The following is a 24,679-nucleotide window of genomic DNA, read 5'->3' as shown; positions in this document are numbered from 1 at the left end:
TGTATACAAGCATCTGTCGTACAGAGGAGCAATACTTGTGCCGCGGCTCTACGTACGATGTGCGCATGGCTCAAACGAACGGGCGGACGAGTCGGCGCGACATCTACCTGAAGTTGCGTCAGATGGTCCTGACCCTCGAACTCGCCCCGGGCGCCGCCCTCTCGGAGAACGAACTCGCCGCGTCCCTGGGCGTCAGCCGCACCCCGGTGCGCGAGAGCCTGATCCTGCTGGCCCAGGAAGGGCTGGTGCAGGTCTTCCCGAAGATCGGATCCTTCGTCTCCCGGGTCGACCCGGCCCAGGTCGCCGACGCCCAGTTCCTGCGCGAGGCCGTGGAACTCGCCTCCCTCGACAGCCTGCCCGACAGGCTCGACACCGCGGTCGTCGCGGAACTGCGGGACAACCTCGCACGCCAGCGGCGCGCCGACCTCGGTCTGGAGGAGTTCTTCGCCCTGGACGAGGCCTTCCATCACGGCCTGATGCGGCTCGGCGGGCACGGCGACGTCTGGAAGACCGTCGCCGCCGCCAAGGGCCACCTCGACCGGGCCCGACGCCTGGGCCTGCACGAGAACGTCTCCCCGGCCGTCTTCGCCGCCCAGCACCACGAGATCTTCGACGCGGTCGTCGGCGGCGACCTCCCGCTCGCCCGCACCGCCATGCGCACCCACCTGCGGGCCGTCTTCGACGACATCGAGCGCATCCGCGCGCACTCGCCCGAACTCTTCGCCGCCGACGCCTCCACCGTGCCGGTCCGGCGCAACGTCGTGGTCTGGGAGTGAGTGCGCGGACGCAGGGGCGTATACGGCCAATCGAGTGGTGACGATCACAAAGCGGGCGTACGGTCGAACAGTGGACGGAACCGTTCACTGACTCCACCCGGGGCCCCGGGCCCCAACACGCCATGGGTACAGCGCAGCCGAACTCCTCGTCGCAGACCACCGCCCAGCAGAAAGCAGGCGGTGGTGGAAACGCCATGGCCCTGCTGGTCATCGCGTCCTGCCAGCTGATGGTGGTCCTCGACATCACCATCGTGAACATCGCGCTGCCGGAGATCCAGCGCTCCCTGGACTTCTCCACCACCAGCCTGTCCTGGGTGGTCAACGCCTACACGCTGACCTTCGGCGGCCTGCTGCTCCTCGGCGGACGGGCCGGGGACATCCTCGGCAGACGGCGGGTCTTCGTCTTCGGCGTACTGCTGTTCGTCCTCGCCTCCCTGCTCGGCGGTCTCTCCCAGAACTCCGGCCAACTCCTCGCCGCACGCGCCCTCCAGGGCGTCGGCGGCGCCATCGCCTCCCCGACCTCCCTCGCGCTGATCAGCACGACCTTCCGCGAAGGGCCGGAACGCAACCGGGCCTTCGGGGTCTTCGCCGCGGTCTCGGCGGGCGGCGGCGCGATCGGACTGCTCGCCGGCGGCGTCCTCGTGGAGTGGCTGAACTGGCGGTGGGTGCTCTTCGTCAACGTGCCCATCGGCCTGCTCATCGTGCTCGCCACCCCCCGCTGGATCAGGGAGTCCGAACGCCACCCGGGCCGCTTCGACATCACCGGCGCCCTCACCTCCACCGTGGGCATGGTGCTGCTGGTGTACGGCTTCATCCGTGCCGCGCAGGACGGCTGGCGGGACGCGCTGACCCTGGCCTCCTTCGGCGCGGCCGTCGTCGTCCTCGCGGTCTTCGTCCTGGTCGAGCGGAGATCCCGGCAGCCGATCACGCCGTTGCACATGTTCGCCGACCGCAACCGCGCGGGCACCTACGGCATCATGCTCTGCCTCGCCGCCGCGATCTTCGGCATGTTCTTCTTCCTCACGCTCTTCGTGCAGAACGTGCTGGACTTCAGCCCGCTCGCCGCCGGCCTCGCCTTCCTGCCGGTCAGCGCGGTCATCGCGATCGGCGCCGGACTGGCCTCACGGTTCCTGCCCACCTACGGCCCCAAGCCCTTCATGGTGGTGGGCGCCGTCCTCGCGGCGACCGGCCTGGCCTGGCTCACCCTCACGGACGTCCACTCCACCTACGCCGGCAGCGTCCTCGGGCCGATGCTCGTCTTCAGCCTGGGCATGGGCATGGAGTTCGTCTCGCTCACCCTGATGGCGCTGTCCAACGTGTCCGTCCAGGAGACCGGCGCCGCCTCCGGCCTCCTCAACGCCACCCAGCAGGTCGGCGGCTCGCTGGGGCTGTCCATCCTGGTCACCATGTTCGGCACGGCCAGCACCAACGAGGCCGAGAAGCAGGTCCCGCGCTTCCTCGCCCAGGCCACCCCGGCCGAGCGGGCGCAGTTCGAACGCACCAATCAACTGCCGGGCCGCTGGGCCGACGAGGTCCTCACCGCCGGGGTCTCGGCCGCCTTCGTGGTGGCGGCCATCTTCACCCTGGCCGCGGCCCTCATCGCGGTCCTGGTCATCCAGGTCCGCCCCTCCGACCTGGAACGCCTCAAGGGCGACTCGGCCCCCGGCCCGGTCTGAAACGGTCCCGGTTCCCCTGCGAAACACCGCAAAACACCCTGCGGCACGTGACCCGCCTCTCATGGCCAGAACCCGACACAGCCGAGACCATGGTGTCCTTCACCGGCAGGCCGAAGGGAACGGGAATGCTCCGCAAGGTACTCGTCGCCAACCGTGGTGAGATCGCGATCCGCGCCTTCCGCGCCGGATACGAGGTCGGCGCGCGCACCGTCGCCGTCTTCCCGCACGAGGACCGCAACTCACTGCACCGGCTCAAGGCCGACGAGGCCTACGAGATCGGCGAACCCGGGCATCCCGTGCGGGCCTACCTCTCCGTGGACGAGATCGTCCGCGCCGCCCGGCAGGCCGGCGCCGACGCCGTCTACCCCGGCTACGGCTTCCTCTCCGAGAACCCCGAGCTCGCCCGCGCCTGCGAGGAGGCGGGCATCACCTTCGTCGGACCCAGCGCCGACATCCTGGAACTGACCGGCAACAAGGCCCGCGCGGTCGCCGCCGCCCGCGCCGCCGGCGTCCCCGTACTGGGCTCCTCGGCCCCCTCCACCGACATCGACGAACTGGTCCGGGCCGCCGACGACATCGGCTTCCCCGTCTTCGTCAAGGCGGTCGCCGGCGGCGGCGGACGCGGCATGCGCCGGGTCCAGGACCCCGCACAGCTGCGGGAGTCCATCGAGGCGGCGGCCCGCGAGGCGGCCTCCGCGTTCGGCGACGCCACCGTCTTCCTGGAGAAGGCCGTCGTCGACCCCCGCCACATCGAGGTCCAGATCCTCGCGGACGGCCAGGGCAACGTCATCCACCTGTTCGAGCGCGACTGCTCGGTGCAGCGCCGCCACCAGAAGGTCATCGAGCTGGCGCCCGCGCCCAACCTCGACCCGGAACTGCGCGAGCGGATCTGCGCCGACGCGGTGAGGTTCGCCCGCGAGATCGGCTACCGCAACGCCGGCACCGTCGAGTTCCTCCTCGACCGCGACGGCAACCACGTCTTCATCGAGATGAACCCGCGCATCCAGGTCGAGCACACGGTCACCGAGGAGGTCACCGACGTCGACCTCGTCCAGGCCCAGCTGCGCATCGCCGCCGGCGCCACCCTCGCCGACCTCGGGCTCTCCCAGGAGACGGTCACCCTGCGCGGCGCCGCCCTCCAGTGCCGTATCACCACCGAGGACCCCGCCAACGGCTTCCGCCCGGACACCGGCCGCATCAGCGCCTACCGCTCGCCCGGCGGCTCGGGCATCCGTCTCGACGGCGGCACCACCCACGCCGGCACGGAGATCAGCGCGCACTTCGACTCCATGCTGGTCAAACTCACCTGCCGGGGCCGGGACTTCACCACCGCGGTCAACCGCGCCCGGCGTGCCGTGGCCGAGTTCCGCATCCGGGGCGTGGCCACGAACATCCCGTTCCTCCAGGCCGTCCTGGACGACCCGGACTTCCAGGCGGGCCACGTCACCACGTCGTTCATCGAAGAGCGCCCGCACCTGCTGACCTCCCGGCACTCCGCCGACCGCGGCACCAAGCTGCTCACCTATCTGGCCGACGTGACGGTCAACAAGCCGCACGGCGAGCGGCCCGACCTGATCGACCCCACGACCAAGCTGCCCCGCGTCGACACCGGCACCGAACCGGCCGCCGGCTCCAAGCAGATCCTCACCGACCGCGGCCCCGAGGGCTTCGCCCGCTGGCTGCGCGAGTCGCGGACCATCGGCGTCACCGACACCACCTTCCGCGACGCCCACCAGTCGCTGCTGGCCACCCGGGTGCGGACCAAGGACCTCCTCGCCGTCGCCCCGGTGGTCGCCCGCACCCTGCCCGAACTGCTCTCCCTGGAGTGCTGGGGCGGCGCCACCTACGACGTGGCCCTGCGCTTCCTCGCCGAGGACCCCTGGGACCGGCTGGCCGCCCTGCGCGAGGCCGTGCCCAACATCTGCCTCCAGATGCTGCTGCGCGGCCGCAACACCGTCGGCTACACGCCGTACCCGACGGAGGTGACCGACGCCTTCGTCCAGGAGGCCACCGCCACCGGCATCGACATCTTCCGCATCTTCGACGCGCTCAACGACGTGAACCAGATGCGGCCCGCCATCGACGCCGTCCGCGCGACCGGCACGGCCGTCGCCGAGGTCGCCCTGTGCTACACCTCCGACCTGTCCGACCCGAACGAGCGGATCTACACCCTCGACTACTACCTCCGGCTGGCCGAGCAGATCGTCGACGCGGGCGCCCACGTCCTGGCCGTCAAGGACATGGCGGGCCTGCTCCGCGCCCCCGCCGCCGCCAAGCTGGTCTCCGCGCTGCGCCGCGAGTTCGACCTCCCCGTGCACATCCACACCCACGACACGGCCGGCGGCCAGCTCGCCACCTACCTGGCGGCCGTCCAGGCGGGCGCGGACGCGGTGGACGGAGCGGTGGCCTCCATGGCCGGGACGACCTCCCAGCCGTCGCTGTCGGCGATCGTCGCCGCGACCGACTACTCCGACCGGCCCACCGGCCTCGACCTGCGGGCCGTCGGCGACCTGGAGCCCTACTGGGAGAGCGTCCGCCGCATCTACGCCCCCTTCGAGGCCGGCCTCGCCTCCCCGACCGGACGCGTCTACGATCACGAGATCCCCGGCGGCCAGCTGTCCAACCTGCGCACCCAGGCCGTCGCCCTCGGCCTCGGCGACCGCTTCGAGGACATCGAGGCGATGTACGCCGCCGCCGACCGCATCCTCGGCCACCTCGTGAAGGTCACGCCCTCCTCCAAGGTCGTCGGCGACCTCGCCCTGCACCTGGTCGGCGCCGGCGTCAGCCCCGAGGAGTTCGAACAGACACCGAACCGCTTCGACATCCCCGACTCCGTCATCGGCTTCCTGCGCGGCGAACTCGGCACCCCGCCCGGCGGCTGGCCGGAGCCCTTCCGCAGCCGGGCCCTGGAGGGCCGCGCCGAGGCCAAGCCCGTCCAGGAGCTCACCGCCGAGGACCGCACCGGACTGGAGAAGGACCGCCGCGCCACCCTCAACCGCCTGCTCTTCCCCGGCCCGACCCGCGCGTTCGAGACCCACCGTCAGAGCTACGGCGACACCAGCCTCCTCGACAGCAAGGACTTCTTCTACGGCCTGCGCCCGGGCAAGGAGTACGCCGTCGACCTGGAGCCCGGCGTCCGGCTCCTCATCGCCCTGGAGGCCGTCGGCGAGGCCGACGAACGCGGCCTGCGCACGGTGATGTCCACCCTGAACGGCCAGTTGCGCCCCATCCAGGTCCGGGACACCGCCGCCTCCTCCGACATCCCCGCCACCGAGAAGGCCGACCGCTCCGACCCCGGCCATGTCGCCGCGCCGTTCGCCGGAGTCGTCACCCTCACCGTCGCCGAGGGCGACGAGGTGGACGCCGGCGCCACGGTCGCCACCATCGAGGCGATGAAGATGGAGGCCGCCATCACCGCCCCGAAGGCCGGCCGGGTCTCCCGCCTCGCCATCAACAAGATCCAGCAGGTGGAGGGCGGTGACCTGCTGGTCGAGATCGCCTGAGCCCCGGAACCTCCGAGCCCCTCGGCGCCGGAACCGAGGCACCCGCTTCCATATGGCCCACCGCCATTGCGGCCCGCTCCCGCCCGCCCGAGTCTGGACGTCCGGACACGGGTGCCGGACGGCGAGGAGGACGGGCGATGGCGACGGGCAGTGGCGCACCGGATGCCGAGCGGCGGCGACTGGCGGAGGCGGACGCGGGGACGGTGCCCTGGCGGCGCTGGGGGCCGTACCTGAGCGAGCGTCAGTGGGGCACCGTCCGGGAGGACTACAGCAGCAACGGCGACGCCTGGTCGTACTTCACCCACGACCAGGCCCGCTCCCGCGCCTACCGCTGGGGCGAGGACGGCATCGCCGGCGTCAGCGACGACAAACAGCGGCTGTGCTTCGCCCTGGCCCTGTGGAACGGCCGCGACCCGATCCTCAAGGAGCGGATGTTCGGCCTGACCAACGCCGAGGGCAACCACGGCGAGGACGTCAAGGAGTACTACTTCTACGTCGACAACACGCCCACGCACTCGTACATGAAGTACCTCTACAAGTACCCCCAGGGCGAGTTCCCCTACGGCGACCTCGTCGCCACCAACCGCGCCCGGGGCCGCCGCGACTTCGAGTACGAGCTCCTCGACACCGGCGTCTTCGACGAGGACCGCTACTTCGACGTGGTCGTCGAGTACGCCAAGGCCGGCCCCGAAGACCTCCTGGTCGAGATCACCGCCCACAACCGCGGCCCCGACGAGGCCGTCCTGCACCTCCTTCCGACCCTGTGGTTCCGCCACACCTGGTCCTGGGCCGGCGGCACCGCGGTGCCCCGCCTGACCCGCGACCAGGGCGCGATCCGGGCCGACCACGACGAACTCGGCACCCGCAGGCTCTACTTCGAGGGCGGCGAGACCCTCTTCACCGACAACGAGACCAACGACGAACGGATCTTCGGCACCCCGAACAGCGCGCCCTACGTCAAGGACGGCATCGACCGCCGCGTGGTCCACGGCGAGACGGTCGCGGTCAACCCGGAGGGCACCGGCACCAAGGCCGCCGTGCACCAGGTGCTGACGATCCCCGCAGGGGACAGCGCCCGTCTCCGCCTGCGCCTGACCGACACCGAACTCACCGACGCCTGGGGCGAGTTCGGCCCGACCATGGACACCCGCCGCACCGAGGCCGACGCCTTCTACGCCGCCCTCGCCCCCGACGGCATGGGCGAGGAGGAGCGCCGCCTCGTCCGCCAGGCACTCGCCGGGATGCTCTGGAGCAAGCAGTACTACTACCTGGACGTCGAACGCTGGCTCGCCGAGCACGGCGTCGACCCGCTCTCCGCCGACCCGCGCGTCCGCAACAGCTCCTGGTACCACATGGTCAACGACGAGATCATGTCGATGCCGGACACCTGGGAGTACCCCTGGTTCGCCGCCTGGGACCTCGCCTTCCACACCCTCCCCCTGGCCATGGTCGACATCGGCTTCGCCAAGGGCCAGCTGGACGTGCTGCTGCGCCGCCTGTATCTGCACCCCAACGGCCAGATCCCGGCGTACGAATGGAACTTCGGCGACGTCAACCCGCCCGTGCATGCCTGGGCGGTGCTCTTCGTCTACGAACTGGAGAAGCACCGCACCGGCAGGGCCGACCGCGCCTTCCTGGAGAACGCCTTCCAGAAGCTGATGAAGAACTTCACCTGGTGGCTCAACCGCAAGGACGTCGACGGCAACAATGTCTTCCAGGGCGGCTTCCTCGGCCTCGACAACATCGGCGTCTTCGACCGCAGCGCGCCCCTGCCCACCGGCGGCCACCTCGACCAGGCCGACGGCACCGCCTGGATGGCCCTGTACTGCCAGAACCTCCTGGACATCGCCATCGAACTCGCCGTCGAGAACCCGGTCTACGTCGAGCAGGCCCAGATGCTCTTCGAGCACTTCGCCTGGATCGCCGTCGCCATGAACCGCATCGGCCGCGACAACGCCAGCCTGTGGGACGAGGAGGACGGCTTCTTCTACGACGTGTTGCGCCTGCCCGACGGCAGCGCGACCCGGCTGAAGGTGCGGTCCCTGGTCGGCTTGATACCGCTGGCGGCGACCAGCGTCATCGGCGGCCGGACCGACCAGCGGTTCCCTCAACTCGTAGAAGGAGCAAAGGATTTCATCAGGCGACACCCGGCCGTCGAGGCCTTCGTCACCCAGCACGCCAGCGCGGACCCCACCGTCGACGGCCGGTATCTGTTCGCCCTGTTCGGCGAGGACCGGCTGCGCCGCATCCTGGCCCGCATGCTCGACGAGAAGGAGTTCCTCGGCCCGCACGGCATCCGCTCGCTCTCCCGCCACCACGCCGAGCACCCGTACACCTTCGAGGTGCACGGCCAGAAGTTCGGCGTCGGCTATCTGCCCGCCGAGTCCGACTCGGGCATGTTCGGCGGCAACTCCAACTGGCGCGGCCCGGTGTGGTTCCCGATGAACATCCTCCTCATCCGCGCCCTGCTCAACCTGCACGGCTACCACGGCCCCGACTTCACGGTGGAGTGCCCGACCGGCTCCGGGCGCCGGCTCAACCTCTACGAGGTCGCCCGCGAGATCTCCGACCGGCTCACCTCCACCTTCCTGCCCGACACGGACGGCCACCGGCCCGTGCACGGGGCGCAGAGCGTGTTCGCCAAGGACCCGCACTGGAAGGACCTGATCCTCTTCTACGAGTACTTCCACGGCGACAACGGCGCCGGCCTCGGCGCCTCCCACCAGACCGGCTGGACCGGCCTGGTCGCGGCCACCGTGACGCTGTTCCACACCATCAGCGCCGACCAGTGGCACCAGGGCGGACGGGAGTCGCTGCGGCCCGTGGACGAGCGGCCAGTGGACGAGCGGTCCACGGGCGAGCGGTCCACGGGCGAGCGGTCCACGGGCGAGCGGGAGGAGCCGCTGTCGTGACGGTGATCTACGAGATCAACACGCTCGTCTGGCTGGGGGAGTTGAGCCGCCGCTACGGCCGCCCCGTCACCCTGGGCGATGTGCCCGGCGAGGTCTGGGACGAGGTCGCCAGGCCCGGCATCGACACCGTCTGGCTGATGGGCGTCTGGGAGCGCAGCCCCGCCGGACTGCGGATCGCCCTGCGCGACGAGGGCCTGATGGCGTCCTTCCGGGCCGCCCTGCCCGACGTCACCGAGACGGACATCGCCGGATCCCCGTACTGCGTACGGAACTACGTCGTCGACGCCTCCCTCGGCGGCCCGGAAGGACTGGCCGCCGCTCGCGCCCAACTGGCCTCACGCGGGCTGAAGTTGATCCTCGACCACGTCCCCAACCACGTGGCCCCGGACCACCCCTGGCTCACCGACCGCCCCGACTGCCTCATCCAGGGCACCCCGGAGGACCTGGCCCACGCTCCGGACGCCTTCCTGGAGACCGGCGGACACATCTACGCCCGGGGCCGGGACCCCTTCTTCGCGCCGTGGCCGGACGTGGTCCAACTGAACGCCTTCAGCGACGAGTTGAGGGCGGCCGCGATCGACACGCTGATCTCCGTCGGCGACCAGGCGGACGGTGTGCGCTGCGACATGGCGATGTTGCTGATGAACGACGTCTTCGCCAAGACCTGGGGAGACCGCGCGGGCCCGATCCCCGCCGACGACTTCTGGCCGTACGTCATCCCGCGCGTGCGCGAGCGCCACCCTCACCTCCTGTTCGTCGCCGAGGCCTACTGGGACCTCGAATCGGCCCTCCAGCAGCAGGGCTTCGACCACTGCTACGACAAACGGCTCCACGACCGCCTCGCCCACGAGGAAGCCGACTCCGTGCGCGCCCACCTGCACGCCGACCTCTCCTACCAGCAGGGCCTGGTGCGCTTCCTGGAGAACCACGACGAACCCCGCGCCGTCGCCACCTTCCCCGGCGCGCGCGGCCGGGCCGCGGCCGTGACCGTCGCGACCCTCCCCGGCGCGGCCCTCTGGCACGAGGGCCAGTTCGAGGGCCGCCGCGTCCGCCCGCCCGTCTTCCTCGCCCGCAGGCCCGAGGAACCGGTGGACGAGCCGACCCGGGAGTTCTACGGCCGCCTGCTGGAGGCCGCGTCCGCCGTACGCCGTGGCGCATGGCGCCAACTGACCCCGACGGGCTGGCCGGACAACGACAGCCACCGCGCCCTGCTGGCCTGGAGCTGGACGGACACGGATGCGCGTCACTTGGTCGTCGTCAACGACTCCGGCCGCCCGGCCCAGGCGCGGGTGCCGCTGCCGTGGGACGACCTCCGGGGCCGCGAGCACCGGCTGACCGACCTGCTCACGGGGCAGACGTACGACCGCGCGGGCGACGAACTGGCCGACGCGGGCCTGTTCGTGGCGCTGGACGCATGGCAGGTCCACGTCCTGTCCCTGACGGGCTGAGGCAGGGGCCTTCCGCCTCGCTGTGTGCGCGAAGTCTTGACGTGTACGTGTCGCAGTGGCTTCTATGGGAGCGCTCCCACCCCTGTTTCCTCTGATGCCTGAGTTTCTTGGCGCTCACTCTTGGAGTCGCAGTGAGAAGAACAAGAAGCACGACACTGGTTCGTTTACTGGCCGGACTCGCGACCCTGTTGGGGATCGCCCTGCTCGGAGCGCTGTTCCCGGCCGTCGCGGTGGCGGAGCCGTCCGGCACGCGGGCCACCGGCCTCCACATCAGCAACGGCCGCCTGCTCGAAGCCAACGGCAACGACTTCGTGATGCGGGGCGTCAACCACGCCCACACCTGGTACCCGAACGAGACGCAGTCCCTGGCCGACGTCAAGGCCCTGGGCGCCAACACGGTCCGTGTCGTCCTCGCCGACGGCCATCGCTGGACCGCCAACAGCGCCGCGGACGTGGCCAACGTCATCACCCAGTGCAAGGCCAACCGGCTCATCTGCGTCCTGGAGGTGCACGACACCACCGGCTACGGCGAGGAGGCCGCGGCCGGCACCCTCGACCAGGCCGCCGACTACTGGATCGGCCTGAAGAACGTCCTGGCCGGCCAGGAGAACTACATCATCATCAACATCGGCAACGAGCCCTGGGGCAACACCAACCCCGCGGGCTGGACCGCCCCCACCATCGCCGCGATCCAGAAGCTGCGGACCGCCGGTTTCCAGCACACGATCATGGTGGACGCGCCCAACTGGGGCCAGGACTGGCAGGGCGTCATGCGCGCCAACGCCCAGAGCGTCTACGACGCCGACACCACCGGCAACCTGATCTTCTCGATCCACATGTACAGCGTCTTCGACACCGCGGCGGAGATCACCGACTACCTCAACGCCTTCGTCAACGCCAAACTCCCGCTCCTCATCGGTGAGTTCGGCGGTCCCGCCGACCAGTGGGGCGACCCCGACGAGGACACCATGATGGCCACCGCCGAGCAACTCGACCTCGGCTACCTGGCCTGGTCCTGGAGCGGCAACACCGACCCGATCCTCGACCTGGCGATCGACTTCGACCCGAGCCGTCTGAGCTCGTGGGGCCAGCGCATCTTCAACGGCGCCAACGGAATCGCCCAGACGTCGAAGGAAGCCACGATCTTCGGTGGCGGCACCGCCGACACCCAGGCACCGACCGCCCCCGGCACCCCGACGGCCTCCGCCGTGACCGCCACCTCGGCCACGCTGACCTGGGCCGCGTCCTCCGACAACGTTGGCGTGACGCGCTACGACGTGGTCCGCGTCAACGGCACCTCGGAGACCGCGGTGGCCTCCTCCGCCACCCCCTCCACGACACTCACCGGCCTGACCGCCGACACGGCGTACACCTTCGCCGTCTACGCCCGCGACGCCGCCGGCAACCGCTCCGCCCGCTCGGCCACGGTGAACGTCACCACCGACGACGCGCCCACGGGCACCTGCTCCGTCGGCTACCGCGTCGTGGGCGACTGGCAGGGCGGCTTCCAGGGCGAGATCGCCGTCCGCAACACCGGCACCGCCGCCGTCACCGGCTGGAAGCTCGGCTTCACCTTCGCCGACGGCCAGACCGTCACCAACATGTGGGGCGGCACCGCCACCCAGAGCGGCGGCACGGTCAACGTCACCCCCGCCTCCTACACCAACACCATCCCCGTCGGCGGCTCCGTCAGCGTCGGCTTCATCGGCACCAAGGGAGCCACGAACGCGGCTCCGACCGCGTTCACCCTCAACGGCGCGCCCTGCAGCACGAGTTGACGGGAGGTCCGTACCGGTCGGCGGGGGCGGGAAGCCCCCGCCGACCGGCACGCAATGGACCACCTGTGTCCCTTGGAGCGGTCTATGAATCCGCGCGGTGCGTGTGTTGAACTGCTCGACACAACCCGTACGCGACGGTGGGGTGGCCGCGATGCCTCTTGAGGGCGAGTACGTACCGAGTCCGGCGCAGTGGATCCGCGAACAGGTCGAGCTGTACGAGAGTTCGGGTGGCACTGAGGGGACGACGCTCTGGGACACGGGTCTGCCCGTGGTCATCGTCACGATGCGCGGCGCGACGAGCGGCAAGATCCGCAAGGTCCCGCTGATGCGCGTGGAGCACGAGGGGCGGTATGCGGCCGTGGCCTCGAAGGGCGGCTTCCCGCGTCACCCGGTCTGGTACCTCAACCTGAAGGCCGACCCGCACGTGGAGCTTCAGGACGGGGCCGTGCGCCGGGACATGACGGCCCGTGAGATCACCGGGGACGAGAAGGCCGAGTGGTGGAAGCGCGCGGTCACCGCGTATCCGCCGTACGCCGAATACCAGGAGAAGACCGACCGTGTGATCCCCGTCTTCGTGCTGGAGCCCACGCCCGCTCCCGCGGCAGGGTCGGCGGACGCCCCACCGTCGTAGACGAGAACCTGACCCGCGCGGAGAGGCGGCGGCTCACGAGGACGGCCGCACGCGGAACACCACGCTCACCCGCTCGGCGAGGTCGTCCTCCGTCATCGTGGTGTCGACCCGGACGGTGTGCAGATGGAGACGCGTGGTCTCCTCCTGGAGCCGTCGCGTGAACATCTCGTCGCGGGCGGCGAGATTGCGGGCGGCCGTGGCCGGATCGCCGGTCCTCCACACGAACCCTTCACCCGGCACGGCCCGGCTCTGGAAGGCGGCCTGGCGAAAGCCGGGTGTGGGCAGGAGCCAGACGGCTTGTTCGGGAGCGGCGAGCAGGGGTTTCACGAGCCGCGGCAACAGCCGGAACCCCTCGACGACGACATCCGGCTCCCGCGGCAGCCGCAGCAGGTCCTCGACGATCAGGCCGAAGCCCTCGCCGTGAAACCAGTGGAACGTCTCCAGCATCACGTCCGGAGAGCGGTCCACCCACCGCTCGTCCATGTCCATGGCCATGAACTCGTGCAGCAGGGGGGCCTGTTCAGGCGTGGCCCGTCGGGCGTGCTCCGCCATGACGTCGTCGGTCGCGTACAGACGCCACCCGTGGCGCCCGGCGAGCCGTCGCGCCGTGGTCGACTTGCCCCCTCCGCTGCCGCCACCGATCCAGCGGACATGCCGCAACCGTGCGCGGAGTTCCGCGGCGTCCGTCTCCTCCTCACCCGGTCCGGGCTGCATCCTTCTCCCTCCGCCACGGCGACCAGAGCGACGAGGACCCAGTCTGCGGCAAGGCCCGCACCGTTGGTCGATAGGTTGGGGGAAAGAGGCCGACGCCGCCGTCGAAGGGAATCCGTCATGCGTACGTCAGCCCCGGTCGAGGTCCCCGACGGGCTGATCGCGTCGTACGCCAGGGCCTTCGGGGAGGAGGGGCGGGACTGGATCGCCCGGCTGCCCGCTCTGGCCGCGGAGGTTCTGGAACGCTGGGAGTTGAGGCGCGACGGGGCACCGGGTTCCGGGGAGGCGTCGCTGGTGCTGCCGGTGGTGCGTGCGGACGGTCACCGGGCGGTGCTGAAGCTTCAGCTGCCGCGGGAGGAGGTCACCGCCGCGCTCGTCGGGCTGCGCGCCTGGGACGGCGACGGGATGGTGCGGTTGCTGGACCACGACCCGGAGAACGGGAGCATGCTGCTCGAACGGCTGGGGGGCCGGTCCCTGGCGTCGGTCGAGGACGACGACACGGCCATGGGCATCCTGGCCGGACTGCTGGCGAGGCTGGTGGCCGTCCCCGCCCCACCGGAGCTGCGCGGTCTCGGGGACATCGCGGCCGCGATGCTGGAGCAGGTCCCGCGGTCGGCGCAGGCGTTGGCGGATCCCGCCGACCGGCGTCTGCTGCGCGACTGGGCGTCGGCGGTGGCCGAACTGGCCGACGAGCCGGGCGACCGGATGCTGCACTGGGACCTGCACTACGACAACGTCCTCGCCGCCGACCGCGAGCCCTGGCTCGCCATCGACCCCGAACCGCTCGCCGGGGACCCCGGCTTCGACCTGTGGCCCGCCCTGAACAGCCGGTGCGACCAGGTGGAGGCCGCGGGGGACCCGTCACGCGTCGTACGGCGCCGCTTCGACCTGCTCACCGAGACGCTCGGCCTGGACCGCCGACGCGCGGCCGGCTGGACGCGGGGACGGTTGCTGCAGAACGCGCTCTGGGACATCGAGGACGGGGAGAGGGCGCTGGACCCGTCCGCCGTAGCCATGGCGGAAGCCCTGCCGCGCTGACGCGGGCCCGCCCGCTCAGCGCGCCGACGCGGCCCCCGACGGCGTCGGCACCAGCCCCAGCCGCTGGGCCCGCAGCACCGTGCTGATGCGGTCGTGCGTGCCGAGCTTGCGGTAGATGTTGGCGATGTGTTTGTGGACCGTACGGTCGGAGATGCCCAGCCGGCGGCCCATCGCACTCGCCGTGAGGGCGTCGGTGAGCAGCAGGAGGACGGTCGTCTCCCGCGGGGTCAGGCCCAGGTCCGCGACCGGCTCGGCGGTGTCCCCGTGCGCGGTGGCCAGCCGCTGCCACCGCTGCAGAAGCTGCCGCTGCTGCTCGACCGCGGCCAGCAGGGGTTGCAGGCGCTCGGCGAGGCGGACCTGGTCGTCGGTGAAGTCCCGGCCGGAGCGGTAGACGAGACAGCCGGTGATCGGGGTGGTCGACTGCGGGAGCGGTATCCCCAGGACGTGGTCCACGTCCATGAGGTCGTCGAGCAGACGCGCGGTCGGGCTGGCCGACCAGGACGCTCCGACCACCTGGCGTGCCGTGACGGGCGTCCTGCCGGGCCCGTGCGCGTAGTGCCCGGCGAAGGGGTAGCCCGCCCGCAGCAGGCCGATCGCCTCGCCCTCCAGCCGGTCGAGCGCCGTGTCGCTGCCGGGGGAGAGGCCCACCGTGCCCGCGCGCTCGTTCCAGTCGTCGAGCTTGTAGATCACGGCGTCGCCGCCGCACAGCTCGGGCAGAGCGGCCGCCAGCAGGGGCCACAGCCGCTCGGGGTCGTGCTCGTGCAGTGCCGCGACGGCCACCGACGCCATGCGTTCGTAGGCTCCGGCCAGCCCCTGTGCCATGTCCCTCTCCGTGTGTCAGGCCCGTCCGCGTACGCAGTTGTACCCATACCGGCACAGCCTCTCGCTGTTACAGAATCCAGTCGAGCAACAGCGACGTTCTCGGATGTACTCCAGCACATCGGGCGCTCCGGCGCACGAGGCGGGAGGACCAGGCCGCGTCCGTCTTCCGGCGCGCGGCCTGCGCGGAACCGTGTGGGCCACCGGCGCGGGGGACCGGCGGCCCACACGGGGACGCGGCACTACACGACGGGAACGTCCAGCCCCGGCCCGTAGGCCGGGTCCGGGTTGAACACCGGGTGATAGCTCTCCGGCGGCGCGAGATAGCTGCCCGGCAGACCGCCGGTGTCGATGACGATCTGGTCCACCGTGATCGCCGCGTCGACCATGAACAGCCGCAGCACATGCTCACCGGGTTCGGGCACGGTCACGTGCGCGGTCAGCTTCTCGACGCCCTCCTCGACGTTGCGGGCCCACGCGTCGCCCCGGTTGCCGGTGGCGATCGCCTGGCCCGACAGGACGGTGACCGGCCCGTCGTCGAGAGCGACGGCCAGCCGCCGGTGCCCGCGCTCGTCCAGGGACGGCAGCCGGAAGACGGTGACCGGGAAGGTCCCGGTGCCCGCGAAGCGCACCCGGTACCTCAGCTCCGGCGCCCGGCGGGAGATGTCGTCGGTCACGGACGCGGCCGTCGACGGCACGGCTTCGAGCGCGGCGCTGCGCCGGCCCAGTCCGCGTACGGTCCGCCAGCGGGCGCCGCCGCGCGCGATCCGCCTCTCGGTGTGCACGGCGTCGATCGAGACGTAGCCGTGGGCCTCCACGAAGCCCCGCGCCCGTCCGCGCGCCCGCTCCCCGTCGTTGACCACCCGCAGCGGCACCTCGACCTGCCGCCCGGCGCCGGACACGGTGACCGTGACGTCGTGGGTGCCCTCGGGAGCACGCGCCCAGTCGATCTCCACCCAGACCCGCGTCTGCTCGGTGACCGAACCGCCCGCCGTGCTCAGCAGCACCCAGGGCGCGCCGGCCTCGGCCGTCCAGTCCACGGGCAGGAAACCGGTGGTGAAGACGTCCACGAAGCGGCGGTCCCGGGTGTAGGAGGAGAACGACAGCGGCCGGACCGCTCCGGTCTCGTTGCCCTCGGCCGCCACCCCGAGCCCCGAGGTCTCCTGCCGGGCGAGCCGGGTGACGGCCGGTCGGCCGGGCGCCTTGGGGATCTGGGAGGGGTACGGATTGACGATCCCGTCCCATTTCCCGCCCGCCACCTCGGTGTTGTACCGCCGGGTGATCGCCGCCTCCGCCGTGTGCGCGGCCTCGGCCAGGTCCGCGAAGCGGTTGGTCCCGGCCCCGCGACCCTGCCGCACCGCGAGCGCGTTGCGGTCCGCCCAGTAGTACTTCAGGTTCATCAAGTAGGCCCCGTGCACCGGGTATTCGACGAGCTCGTAGTAGGCGTCCCGGTACGCCTCGGGCAGCTTGGCGCCCAGTGCCCGGGTCCGCTCCAGCAGCCGGTCGTAGGACGCCAGCCGGCGTCCGGCCTCGTCGCCGTGATGGACCACGGAGAACATCGCGCGGTCGATGAACTCCGGCCGCCGCTCGGCCGCGAGACGGTAGTACTCGGTACGGATCGCGGCGATCTCCCGGCCGTACCGCCGCCCGAACTGCCGCCCCGCCCACTCGGCGACGAAGGCCTCCACGTCGTTCGCCCCGTCGGCCTTCCAGCGGTCCACGTCCCAGGCCATGTCCAGGGAGAAGGACAGCCCGGTCTCGATCGACTTGACGTCCCCAACGTTGAAGATCCACATCCGGTCGACGCCGTGCTCGTACACCCGACGCAACTCCTGCCAGACCTTGGCCAGTTGGGTGGTGTCCAGCCACAGATAGCTGCGCGGGCGGCCCCAGTAGGAGAGGTGGTAGTAGATGCCGTTGCCGCCCGGCCGGGCCCGCTCGGCGTCGTTCGGCAGCTGGCGCATGTTGCCGTGGTTGTCGTCGGGCCAGATCAGCGTGACGTCCTCGGGGACCTGAACGCCCGCGTTGTACAGCTCCAGGACCTCCTTGTACGGGATGAAGATCTGCGGCTCGGCCGCGGTGCCGACCTCCTCGGCCAGGATCCGGCGCTGGTCGGCGATGATGTCGTTCATCACCACCACCTTCTCCGGGATCGTCGTCGCGTACTTCGTCTCCAGCGCGCTGTCGTGCAGCCCGCGCATGCCGAGGGTCCAACTGCTCTCGTACGACGCGTTCTGTCTCGCCCGGGCTCTCCAGTAGGCGGAGATGACGGCCGGGTTCACCGTGTAGTCGTAGACCGGCGGGGTCCCGTCCACGCCGGGATGCTCCTTGGCCCACGGCTCCCACTCGTGGACGCCGTTGCGGAGCAGCGCCTCGGGGTGGCTGGAGCCGACGACGATGCCGTAGCGGTCGGCGAGTTCGGGGTTCTCGCGGTGCTTGTTGAAGAAGTCGGAGTACGGATGCATGGCGGGCCAGAGGTAGTTGGCCTTCAGACGCAGCAGCAGCTCGAAGACCCGCTTGTACGTCTCCGGGCCGATGTTCTTGTCCGGCTCCTGGGTCCGGTGGGACCAAGTGGTCAGGTTCTGCTCGTCGTTGATGAAGATGCCCCGGTAACGGACGGACGGCTCGTACCGCTTGAGGGGACCCGCGGGCACGGTCACGGTGTCGCGGCGCTCCACGGGCACGTCGGCCCACCAGTACCAGGGCGAGACGCCGATGCGTTCCGAGGTGTCGTAGACGCCGAAGATCGTGCCGCGCCGGTCGCTGCCCGCGATGACCAGGGCCCGGTCCACGCCCGGCAGCGGGCGCTCCACCACTTGGGTCACCGAGGCCTCCCAGCGCCCCTTCACCCCCGAGACGTCCAGCCTCCGGTCGGCGACCAGCCGGTCCACGACCGGACTCGCGCCGAGCGTGCCCACCACGACCAGCAGCGCCGTCCGCTCGGGCAGCGCGTGCAGCAGCCGCGGCCGTACGCCACCGACCCGTTCCACGTCCGCCTGGAGGTCCCCGGCCGCGCGGACCACGGCGGGGTCGTCCGCCGCGTCCACGAACACGTCGACGGCGGCGCCCGCCCGGGTCAAGGGGAATGCCGGCCCGCCCGACGGCGCGGACCGGGCGGGGGAGGGGAGGAGGGCCGGGAGCAGCGGGGCGACGCCGACGGCGGCCATGCCCCGCAGGAACGACTTGCGGCTGAACGGCTGCGGCGGGACCTGCGGTTCGCGGTGCGGCACGAGACGCTTCCTTTCCGCGCCCACCCGCGACGGCTGAGAGTGCGGGCCGGCGGCGGAACCGAGCGCAGGGTCGGTCGGGTGGAGCCGGAAGGGGTGGTGCGTGAGCCACGCTCAGGCATGGGCATGCTGCCCGTCTAGAAAGCGCTTGCCATGAAGCCTAGGTCAGGTACGGACGGGGCGTCCAGAGTCCTGCGGGAGCGGGGTGCCGCAGGGGGCGGAGCCGTACGCACGTGACGGACGGCGGCACCTGACGGTCACGGACGGCACCGTGACCGTCACGTCAGACGGTGCGCACCGCGCCGCGGATCGCCGACTCGCCGACGGAAAGGAGCGGTTCCTCGCGGATGTACGCCCCCGGGCCCGGGGCGTGGACCATCATGCCGTTGCCGGTGTACACGCCGACATGGCTCAGGTCGTCGTGGAAGAAGACCAGGTCCCCCTCCCGCAGATCGGTGAGCGGGATCACCGTGCCCACGCTCGCCTGGGCCTGCGCGGTGCGCGGCAGCGCGACCCCGGCGGCCTTCCACGCGGCCTGGGTCAGTCCGGAGCAGTCGTACGACCCCGGCCCGGACGCACCCCACACGCACGGCCTGCCGATCTGGGCCCGCGCGAAGTCGACCACCTTGGCGGCCTTCGTGTCGTACCCGGGGTCCGCGGTAAGGGCGGGGAGACCGGCCGTGGTCGCGGGGTTCGGGGCCGCGGCGAGATCGGCCGTGGGCACGGGAGCCGGGGCGACCGGGGGAGCGACCGCGGGTACGGGCGCCGGAGCGACCGGGAAGTCCGCGGCGGGGGCCGGCGCGGGGCTCGGGATGAAGGGCAGGCCCGAGGTGAGCGGGTCGGCCGGGGGTACCGGCAGGTCGGGCGTGGGGGTGGGCGCGTAGGCGGGCGGGTGGTCCGGGGCCGCCGACAGGCTGGACAGGTCAGGGAAGCTCGCGGTGAAGTCGGCCTGGTAGGGGGCCTGAGTCTGGGGCTGAGTCTCGGGCTGGGCCAGCCACTGGGGCCCGGTCTCGTCGATGGCCTGCTGGGGCGCGGTCTGCCAGATGTCCTCGACCGGGCGGGACTCGACGGCCGGCGGGGCGCTGAACAGCTCCGCGCCGGGCAGTTGCGTACTGGGCGCCTGCGTACTGGGCAGTTGCGTACTGGCCGACTGCGCGCTCTGGGCGGTGGCCAGCAACTCGCGGGCCCGCTCGAGCTTCTGACGGTTGCGCTCCTTGGCCGCGTGCAGCGGCGACCGCCCCGGATCGTCGGCGGCGGGCAGTGCCCGCAGGGCGTCCGGCCGCGTCTCGGGCGCGCTCGGCAGCGCCGGGGCGGAGGAGCCGGCGGCCAGGTCCGGGACCGCTCGCTCGGAAGTCGTCCGGTTCTCCAGTGCGAGCGGCTCGCGCTGCGCCGGTCGTTCCGCGGGAGGCGCGGGCCGGGGCGCGGTGGCCGGACGGGCCGGTGTCCGGTCGGCCGGAAGGGACGCCCGGAGGGTCGGGCCCACCTTGTCGCGGGCCGCCTCGAACCACTGCCGCGTGACTTCGGCGAGGGCCGGGTCGGCCGACTGGCGGGCACCGGTGCTCGCCGGGGCGGCGTTCCGACGCTCACCGTCGGCCGGCGCCGCGCCGCGCTGTCGAGGGAACTTCCCCGCGCGGGTCGCGTTGTAGGTGCCCGTGTCGTTCTCGGCCCGGTCGTAGAGGCTGTTGACGCGCTGCTGGACCTCGTCACGGCTCGGGCTGTCGTCCCCTGTGGCGGCTGCCGCGCCCGTGGTCTGCGAGAGCAGGGCCACGGAGGTGAGAGCCGCCGTGGCGAGCGCGGAGTTGCGCATTCCCGGGAGGCTGATTCCTCCGGGGCGCGGGGTTCGTTCCGGCGCCATGGGAGACGTACTCCTTCCTTGCTGGGCCTTACGACGCGGCGGATTCGCCGGAGAGAGTCGTGCGGCCGACGCTTAACCTAACCAATGTGTGTGACAAGTGTGAAGATTGATAGGTCACTTGTCCGATACGTTCCTGTGACCTTCGTCCCGTTGAGGTTTATCCCGCGGTTTGTCTCGTGGCCGTTCGCGTGGCCGGTCTCGCGTGGCCGGTCTCGCGCGCCGTCGCTGCCGCCAGGACGCGTAGTGGTCGAGGACCGTCTCCTCGATCGGGCGGTAGGTGAGGCCCAGTTCACGCAGGCTCCGGCTGTTGTCCACGCGGAACCGGATGCCGAGGTGCTTGCCGATGTAGTCCTGGGTGAGACCGAAGGCGGGCCCCAGGACCCGGACCGGCCAGTGCGGGAGCGCGGTGCGCGGGAGGCGGAGGTCGCGGGGGTAACGGCGGCGGATGATGCGCGCCATGTCGTGGAAGGACGTCATGGTCGGCGCCGCGACGATGTAGCGGCCCTCGGCCTCGGGGTTCTCCGCCGCCGCGATGTGCGCGTCGGCCACCTCGCGCACGTCCGCGGTGGTGAAGCTGAAGTCCGGGGCGCCGTAGCAGAAGTAGCCCTTGAACAGCTCGTCCAGCAGGAACAGGCTGCCGGACTCGGAGGCGGGGGTGAGGGACGGGCCCAGGATCAGCCCGGGGTTGACGGTCACCAGGCGCCAGCGGCTCTGGGCCGCCGCGGTCTCCCGGGCCGCCTGTTCCGCGAGCGTCTTGGCGTAGTGGTACGGGTTGTTCTCCACGGTGCTCGTGGTGTTGACGTACTTCTCCGACAGCACCTGGTCGTCCATGGCGAGGACGTCGGCGTAGTCGCCGAAGATCGTGCCGACGGTGGAGGTGAGGACCACGCGCTCGACCGTCGGCGTCCGCTCCACGCCTGCCAGGACGTTGCGGGTGCCGAGCAGGGCCGGTTCGACCATGTCCCGGCGGCCGTCCTTGATCCTCTCCGGCATGAAGAACGGCGACGCCACGTGGTGGACGACCCGGCAGCCGCTCAGCGCCGCGTCGAAGGAGCCCTCCACCAGCAGGTCGGCCTCGAACAGCGACAGTTGACCGGGGAAGGCCTCCTGCATCTCCCACAGCGGCCGTACCTTCGCCGCGTTCGCGGTGTCGCGCACGGTGGTGTGGACGCGGTGGCCCCGTTCCAGCAGCCGCCGGACCAGATGGCTCCCGACGAAACCGCTGCCGCCCGTCACCGCGACCGCCGTCGCCCCGCCTTCGCCCACGCGCCCACTCCTCAGTCCGGTCACCGAACCTGTCCGGGAGCGCGGCGGTCCGCGCCCCCGGACAGGTTCGGGCATGTACCTGCCGTAAGGGAAGAGCTCCCGTCGGGTCGGCGGCCGGACGAGTCAACTGCCGTGCCCGGGGCCCGTGTTCACAGGGAGCCGGTACGCCGTGCCGCCTCGGGCCGGTGGATGCCGCGCGGCCGGTAGCCGAGCTCGTCGGAGCGGCCCAGCAGGTCGGCCAGGAGCCAGACGATCGCCAGCCACATCTCGGTGCCCTGCAGGCCCGGCTCCGGACCGGGGCCCGCCGTGCCGGGCCCGAAACCGAAGCCCAGGCCGTCCCGCCAGCGGGGCAGGGCCGACGCCAACTGCCGCTCCGCCCAGGCGCGGATCTCCGCCGTACGGTATCCCTCGCCCCCGGCGCCCGCCCCGAGCTGCCGGGTGCACAGCCACAGCGGATGGGCGACGTCCAGCACATTGCAGGCGTTCTCCCGGCCCGCGCCGAAGTACCGGGAGTCCCGTGCGTGGTCCAGAACCGTGTCCACAACCCGCTCCGGATGCGGCACGGGCAGCCCGAACTGCGCGAACGAACCCCGCGTCAGCCGGTAGTAGCCGTTGACCACCTGCAGCCGCCCCGCCTCGGCCGACGGCTCGCCCCACATCCCGGTCCACGGGTCGGCACGGGTCAGCAGCCAGCCGAACAGGGCCTCCGGCGCACCCGGATCCGCACCGCCGCTCTCGCCGCGCGCCAGGTTCCAATGCACGGCCGTGGCCCAGGAGTCGATCCACGCGCCCGCGCCCCACGCCCCGTCCCGCCACGGCAACGCCTCCAGCCGCGCCACGAGGTGACGTGCCGTCATATGGCCCGCCCCGCGCACCGGATGGGGAAAGGAGGAGCCCAGCAGATCGAGCGCGTAGCCCACGCAGAGGACGTGGTACAGCGAGGCGCCCTCGTCCGGGAACCGGTCGTCGTACGGCAGCGCCTCGTCGAACTCCGGGACCAGCCCGGTGTCCGGGTCCTGGAGCGCGCGCAGGCGCTCGGCGTGCTCCTGGGCCGGCAACTGCGCGGGCGCGGAGCCCAGCAACAGGTCGGCGATCTCCACGGCGTCGCAGTGCGCCCGTACGGTGGGTTCGGCGCCGACGCGGTCGACGTACCGCTCGCCGTTCCAGTGGCGGGCGAGGAGATCGGGGGCCTGGGTACGGGCCGCGTCGGCGAAGCGGCTCAGGTCGGTGCCGCCCACCGTGACGGCCCGCTCGGTGCCGCCCGCCGTACCGGCCCGCACGGCACCCGAAGTGCCGGTGTCCGTATCTCCCCCGCGCCGCGCGCCGCTGCCGCCGTCCCGCCGGTCGCGGATCGGCCGGGCCGGGTTGCCGGCGGCCACCGTCCACGCCGGAACGTCCTTGGTGACCACCGCGCCCGCGCCGATCACACAGTGGTCGCCGATCGTGACGCCGTCCACGACGACCACGTGCGAGCCGATCCACACGTCGTCCCCGACCTTGATCCCCCGGCTGGTGTGGGCCTGCTTGAAGACGGGCCGGTCGGGGGCCGTGGAGTGGTTGAAGCCGAGCAGAGAGGTGTGCGCGCCGATCCGCACCCCGGAGCCCAGGGTCACCGCACCCCGCACCGTGGTGAAGGGGTTCAGCGTGCAGTCCGTGCCGGTGGTCACGTCCCCGGTGAGGTAGGCGTGGGCGGCGATGTACGAGTCGTCCCCGAGCCGCAGCCGGTCCGGGAACACGGCCGCCGACTCGGCGACGTAGCAGCGCTCGCCGATCTCCGTCTTCCCGCCGATCTCCCGCTGCCGCTCCTCCTGCGCGCGCCGCTGTTCCTCGGTCGCCTCCTCGGCGAACACCCAGGGGCAGTGGTCGAAGTGCCGTACGGACGTCGGCTGTCGTTGATCCATACACCGCACGCTAAGCACCCCTGGGCCGCGCCGGAAGTACGTCTCAGGAGCCGGGCGGACCGCGGGCCCGGCGTGCTCGGATCCCTGCTCGGCGTTCCCCTGGGCATCCCCTGGCCCCCGCGGGCGTCGCGATCGCCGTCCCGGCGCCTAGGCCCCACCGGACCCGGGCGCCCACTCCGCTCGCCGTGCTCAGTCGGCGCTCACGTTCGCCGTGAGCAGGCGGAGCAGTTGCTTGGTGAGGGCGTCCTGCTCAGGGGTGAGGCCCATCGCGTCACCGATGGAGACGGGGACGGTGGCGGCCCGGTCCCGGAGCCGGGCGCCCTCCTCGCTGAGGCGGATGGCCACCGAGCGCTCGTCGTCCGCGCGGCGCTCGCGATGCAGCAGGCCGTTCGCCTCCAGCCGCTTCAGCAGGGGCGACAGCGTGCTGGACTCCAGCTGGAGGGCGGCACCCAGCTCGCGCACCGAGATCGCGTCCTGCTCCCACAGCACGAGCATGACCAGGTACTGCGGATAGGTCAGGCCCAGCTCGTCCAGCAGCGGCCGGTAGCGGGCGGTCACCGCCCGGGAGGCGGCGTAGAGGGCGAAACAGAGCTGGTCGTCCAGGAGGAGCGATCCCTCGGCCGGTTCGGGGGCGGGATCCACGCGGCGGCTCCCGGCTTCGGCGCTGATCATGGATGTGCACCACCTTGTCGTTCGAGTTCCCTCGATTCTATCGCCAGCGAATCCATCGACAGCTAATCAATCGGAGACAGATATATCGAGGGCCAATAAGTTGCGCACGACTTAATCGAGCGCTACTCTCCTTCGTGTGCCGCCGCTCCGGATCGGGATCCCCGCCGGAGACCGCCCGCGGCACCCGATCCGAGGAGATCGCCATGACCGAGATCCGTCCCGTTCTGGAACCCGCCGCGCAGGCGTTCGTCGAGGCGACCGCGAACCCGCCCTACCTCTTCGACCTGCCGCCCGCCGAGGGCCGCAAGGCCGTCGACGAGGTCCAGGCCGGCGACATCGCCAAGCCCGAGATCGACGAGGAGTGGATCACCGTTCCCGGCGGCCCCACCGGCCAGGTCCGCACCCGCATCATCCGGCCCGCCGGCACCCACGGCCCGCTCCCGGTCATCCTCTACCTGCACGGCGC

General features: G+C 71.6%; 15 protein-coding genes and 1 pseudogene. 9 read left to right on the top strand and 7 right to left on the bottom strand.

The features are described from left to right. Window positions 1-65: 65 nt before the first annotated feature. From K4B79_RS30975 to K4B79_RS30945, 7 genes are all read left to right on the top strand, one after another. Entirely contained in the window at window positions 66-776 is a 711-nt protein-coding gene (locus K4B79_RS30975; protein WP_232030574.1) for a GntR family transcriptional regulator, read from the top strand. Window positions 777-970: 194 nt separating this feature from the next. Continuing rightward, window positions 971-2,452 (top strand): MFS transporter, encoded by a 1,482-nt coding sequence (locus K4B79_RS30970; protein WP_232030905.1) that lies wholly within the window; start codon window positions 971-973, stop codon window positions 2,450-2,452. A gap of 125 nt (window positions 2,453-2,577) precedes the next feature. Beyond that, on the top strand, window positions 2,578-5,955 hold the full coding sequence (locus tag K4B79_RS30965) for a pyruvate carboxylase (RefSeq protein WP_232030572.1): 3,378 nt from the start codon (window positions 2,578-2,580) through the stop codon (window positions 5,953-5,955). A gap of 137 nt (window positions 5,956-6,092) precedes the next feature. Continuing rightward, on the top strand, window positions 6,093-8,867 hold the full coding sequence (locus K4B79_RS30960) for an MGH1-like glycoside hydrolase domain-containing protein (RefSeq protein ID WP_232030570.1): 2,775 nt from the start codon (window positions 6,093-6,095) through the stop codon (window positions 8,865-8,867). Further along, the gene (locus tag K4B79_RS30955; RefSeq protein WP_232030569.1) at window positions 8,864-10,315 is read left to right on the top strand and encodes an alpha-amylase family glycosyl hydrolase; all 1,452 of its coding nucleotides are present in this window, start codon (window positions 8,864-8,866) and stop codon (window positions 10,313-10,315) included. The genes K4B79_RS30960 and K4B79_RS30955 overlap by 4 nt, the downstream gene beginning before the upstream one ends. A 131-nt stretch (window positions 10,316-10,446) precedes the next feature. Then, entirely contained in the window at window positions 10,447-12,093 is a 1,647-nt protein-coding gene (locus K4B79_RS30950; RefSeq protein ID WP_232030567.1) for a cellulase family glycosylhydrolase, read from the top strand. A 151-nt stretch (window positions 12,094-12,244) separates the two neighbouring features. After that, window positions 12,245-12,724, top strand: coding sequence for a nitroreductase family deazaflavin-dependent oxidoreductase (locus K4B79_RS30945; protein ID WP_232030565.1), 480 nt, complete (start codon window positions 12,245-12,247; stop codon window positions 12,722-12,724). A gap of 33 nt (window positions 12,725-12,757) precedes the next feature. Here the strand turns inward: K4B79_RS30945 and K4B79_RS30940 are convergent, their stop codons facing one another. Then, window positions 12,758-13,438 carry a hypothetical protein gene (locus tag K4B79_RS30940; protein WP_232030563.1) on the bottom strand — a complete coding sequence of 227 codons (681 nt, stop codon included), beginning with the start codon at window positions 13,436-13,438 and terminating at the stop codon, window positions 12,758-12,760. A gap of 117 nt (window positions 13,439-13,555) precedes the next feature. Between K4B79_RS30940 and K4B79_RS30935 the strand changes: the two genes are divergently transcribed. Continuing rightward, the gene (locus K4B79_RS30935; RefSeq protein ID WP_232030561.1) at window positions 13,556-14,473 is read left to right on the top strand and encodes an aminoglycoside phosphotransferase family protein; all 918 of its coding nucleotides are present in this window, start codon (window positions 13,556-13,558) and stop codon (window positions 14,471-14,473) included. Window positions 14,474-14,488: 15 nt separating this feature from the next. On the opposite strand, the gene K4B79_RS30930 is transcribed toward K4B79_RS30935, so the two are convergent. The 6 genes from K4B79_RS30930 to K4B79_RS30905 all read right to left on the bottom strand — a co-directional run bounded on the left by K4B79_RS30930 (window position 14,489) and on the right by K4B79_RS30905 (window position 24,213). Further along, entirely contained in the window at window positions 14,489-15,295 is an 807-nt protein-coding gene (locus K4B79_RS30930) for a helix-turn-helix transcriptional regulator (protein ID WP_232030559.1), read from the bottom strand. 239 nt (window positions 15,296-15,534) lie between these two features. Beyond that, window positions 15,535-18,459, bottom strand: a complete 2,925-nt coding sequence (locus K4B79_RS30925; protein WP_232030904.1) for a glycosyl hydrolase 115 family protein — start codon at window positions 18,457-18,459, stop codon at window positions 15,535-15,537. A gap of 343 nt (window positions 18,460-18,802) precedes the next feature. Further along, window positions 18,803-20,326 carry a C40 family peptidase gene (locus K4B79_RS30920; RefSeq protein ID WP_232030557.1) on the bottom strand — a complete coding sequence of 508 codons (1,524 nt, stop codon included), beginning with the start codon at window positions 20,324-20,326 and terminating at the stop codon, window positions 18,803-18,805. Window positions 20,327-20,488: 162 nt separating this feature from the next. Beyond that, complete coding sequence (locus K4B79_RS30915; RefSeq protein ID WP_232030555.1) at window positions 20,489-21,640, bottom strand: NAD-dependent epimerase/dehydratase family protein; 1,152 nt, start codon at window positions 21,638-21,640, stop codon at window positions 20,489-20,491. A 149-nt stretch (window positions 21,641-21,789) separates the two neighbouring features. After that, window positions 21,790-23,541 (bottom strand): acyltransferase, encoded by a 1,752-nt coding sequence (locus K4B79_RS30910; RefSeq protein ID WP_232030553.1) that lies wholly within the window; start codon window positions 23,539-23,541, stop codon window positions 21,790-21,792. A 189-nt stretch (window positions 23,542-23,730) separates the two neighbouring features. Then, window positions 23,731-24,213 (bottom strand): MarR family winged helix-turn-helix transcriptional regulator, encoded by a 483-nt coding sequence (locus K4B79_RS30905; RefSeq protein WP_232030551.1) that lies wholly within the window; start codon window positions 24,211-24,213, stop codon window positions 23,731-23,733. Between the two features lie 203 nt (window positions 24,214-24,416). On the opposite strand from K4B79_RS30905, the pseudogene K4B79_RS30900 reads away from it, so the two are divergent. Then, window positions 24,417-24,679: pseudogene (locus tag K4B79_RS30900) on the top strand (esterase); the annotation flags it as partial.

The organism is Streptomyces lincolnensis (assembly GCF_021173675.1).
Classification (GTDB): domain Bacteria; phylum Actinomycetota; class Actinomycetes; order Streptomycetales; family Streptomycetaceae; genus Streptomyces; species Streptomyces lincolnensis_B.
Note: the sequence above shows the minus strand (reverse complement) of the source record. Positions and strands in the feature narration are given on the sequence as shown.

What these genes read in the sequence shown, in the direction of transcription:
- K4B79_RS30970 (WP_232030905.1), top strand. Translation starts at nt 971, where the DNA reads ATGGCCCTGCTGGTCATCGCGTCCTGCCAGCTGATGGTGGTCCTCGAC.
- K4B79_RS30905 (WP_232030551.1), bottom strand. Translation starts at nt 24,213, where the DNA reads ATGATCAGCGCCGAAGCCGGGAGCCGCCGCGTGGATCCCGCCCCCGAA.
- K4B79_RS30935 (WP_232030561.1), top strand. Translation starts at nt 13,556, where the DNA reads ATGCGTACGTCAGCCCCGGTCGAGGTCCCCGACGGGCTGATCGCGTCG.
- K4B79_RS30925 (WP_232030904.1), bottom strand. Translation starts at nt 18,459, where the DNA reads ATGGCCGCCGTCGGCGTCGCCCCGCTGCTCCCGGCCCTCCTCCCCTCC.
- K4B79_RS30930 (WP_232030559.1), bottom strand. Translation starts at nt 15,295, where the DNA reads ATGGCACAGGGGCTGGCCGGAGCCTACGAACGCATGGCGTCGGTGGCC.
- K4B79_RS30910 (WP_232030553.1), bottom strand. Translation starts at nt 23,541, where the DNA reads ATGGATCAACGACAGCCGACGTCCGTACGGCACTTCGACCACTGCCCC.
- K4B79_RS30920 (WP_232030557.1), bottom strand. Translation starts at nt 20,326, where the DNA reads ATGCGCAACTCCGCGCTCGCCACGGCGGCTCTCACCTCCGTGGCCCTG.
- K4B79_RS30940 (WP_232030563.1), bottom strand. Translation starts at nt 13,438, where the DNA reads ATGCAGCCCGGACCGGGTGAGGAGGAGACGGACGCCGCGGAACTCCGC.
- K4B79_RS30945 (WP_232030565.1), top strand. Translation starts at nt 12,245, where the DNA reads ATGCCTCTTGAGGGCGAGTACGTACCGAGTCCGGCGCAGTGGATCCGC.
- K4B79_RS30975 (WP_232030574.1), top strand. Translation starts at nt 66, where the DNA reads ATGGCTCAAACGAACGGGCGGACGAGTCGGCGCGACATCTACCTGAAG.
- K4B79_RS30960 (WP_232030570.1), top strand. Translation starts at nt 6,093, where the DNA reads ATGGCGACGGGCAGTGGCGCACCGGATGCCGAGCGGCGGCGACTGGCG.
- K4B79_RS30965 (WP_232030572.1), top strand. Translation starts at nt 2,578, where the DNA reads ATGCTCCGCAAGGTACTCGTCGCCAACCGTGGTGAGATCGCGATCCGC.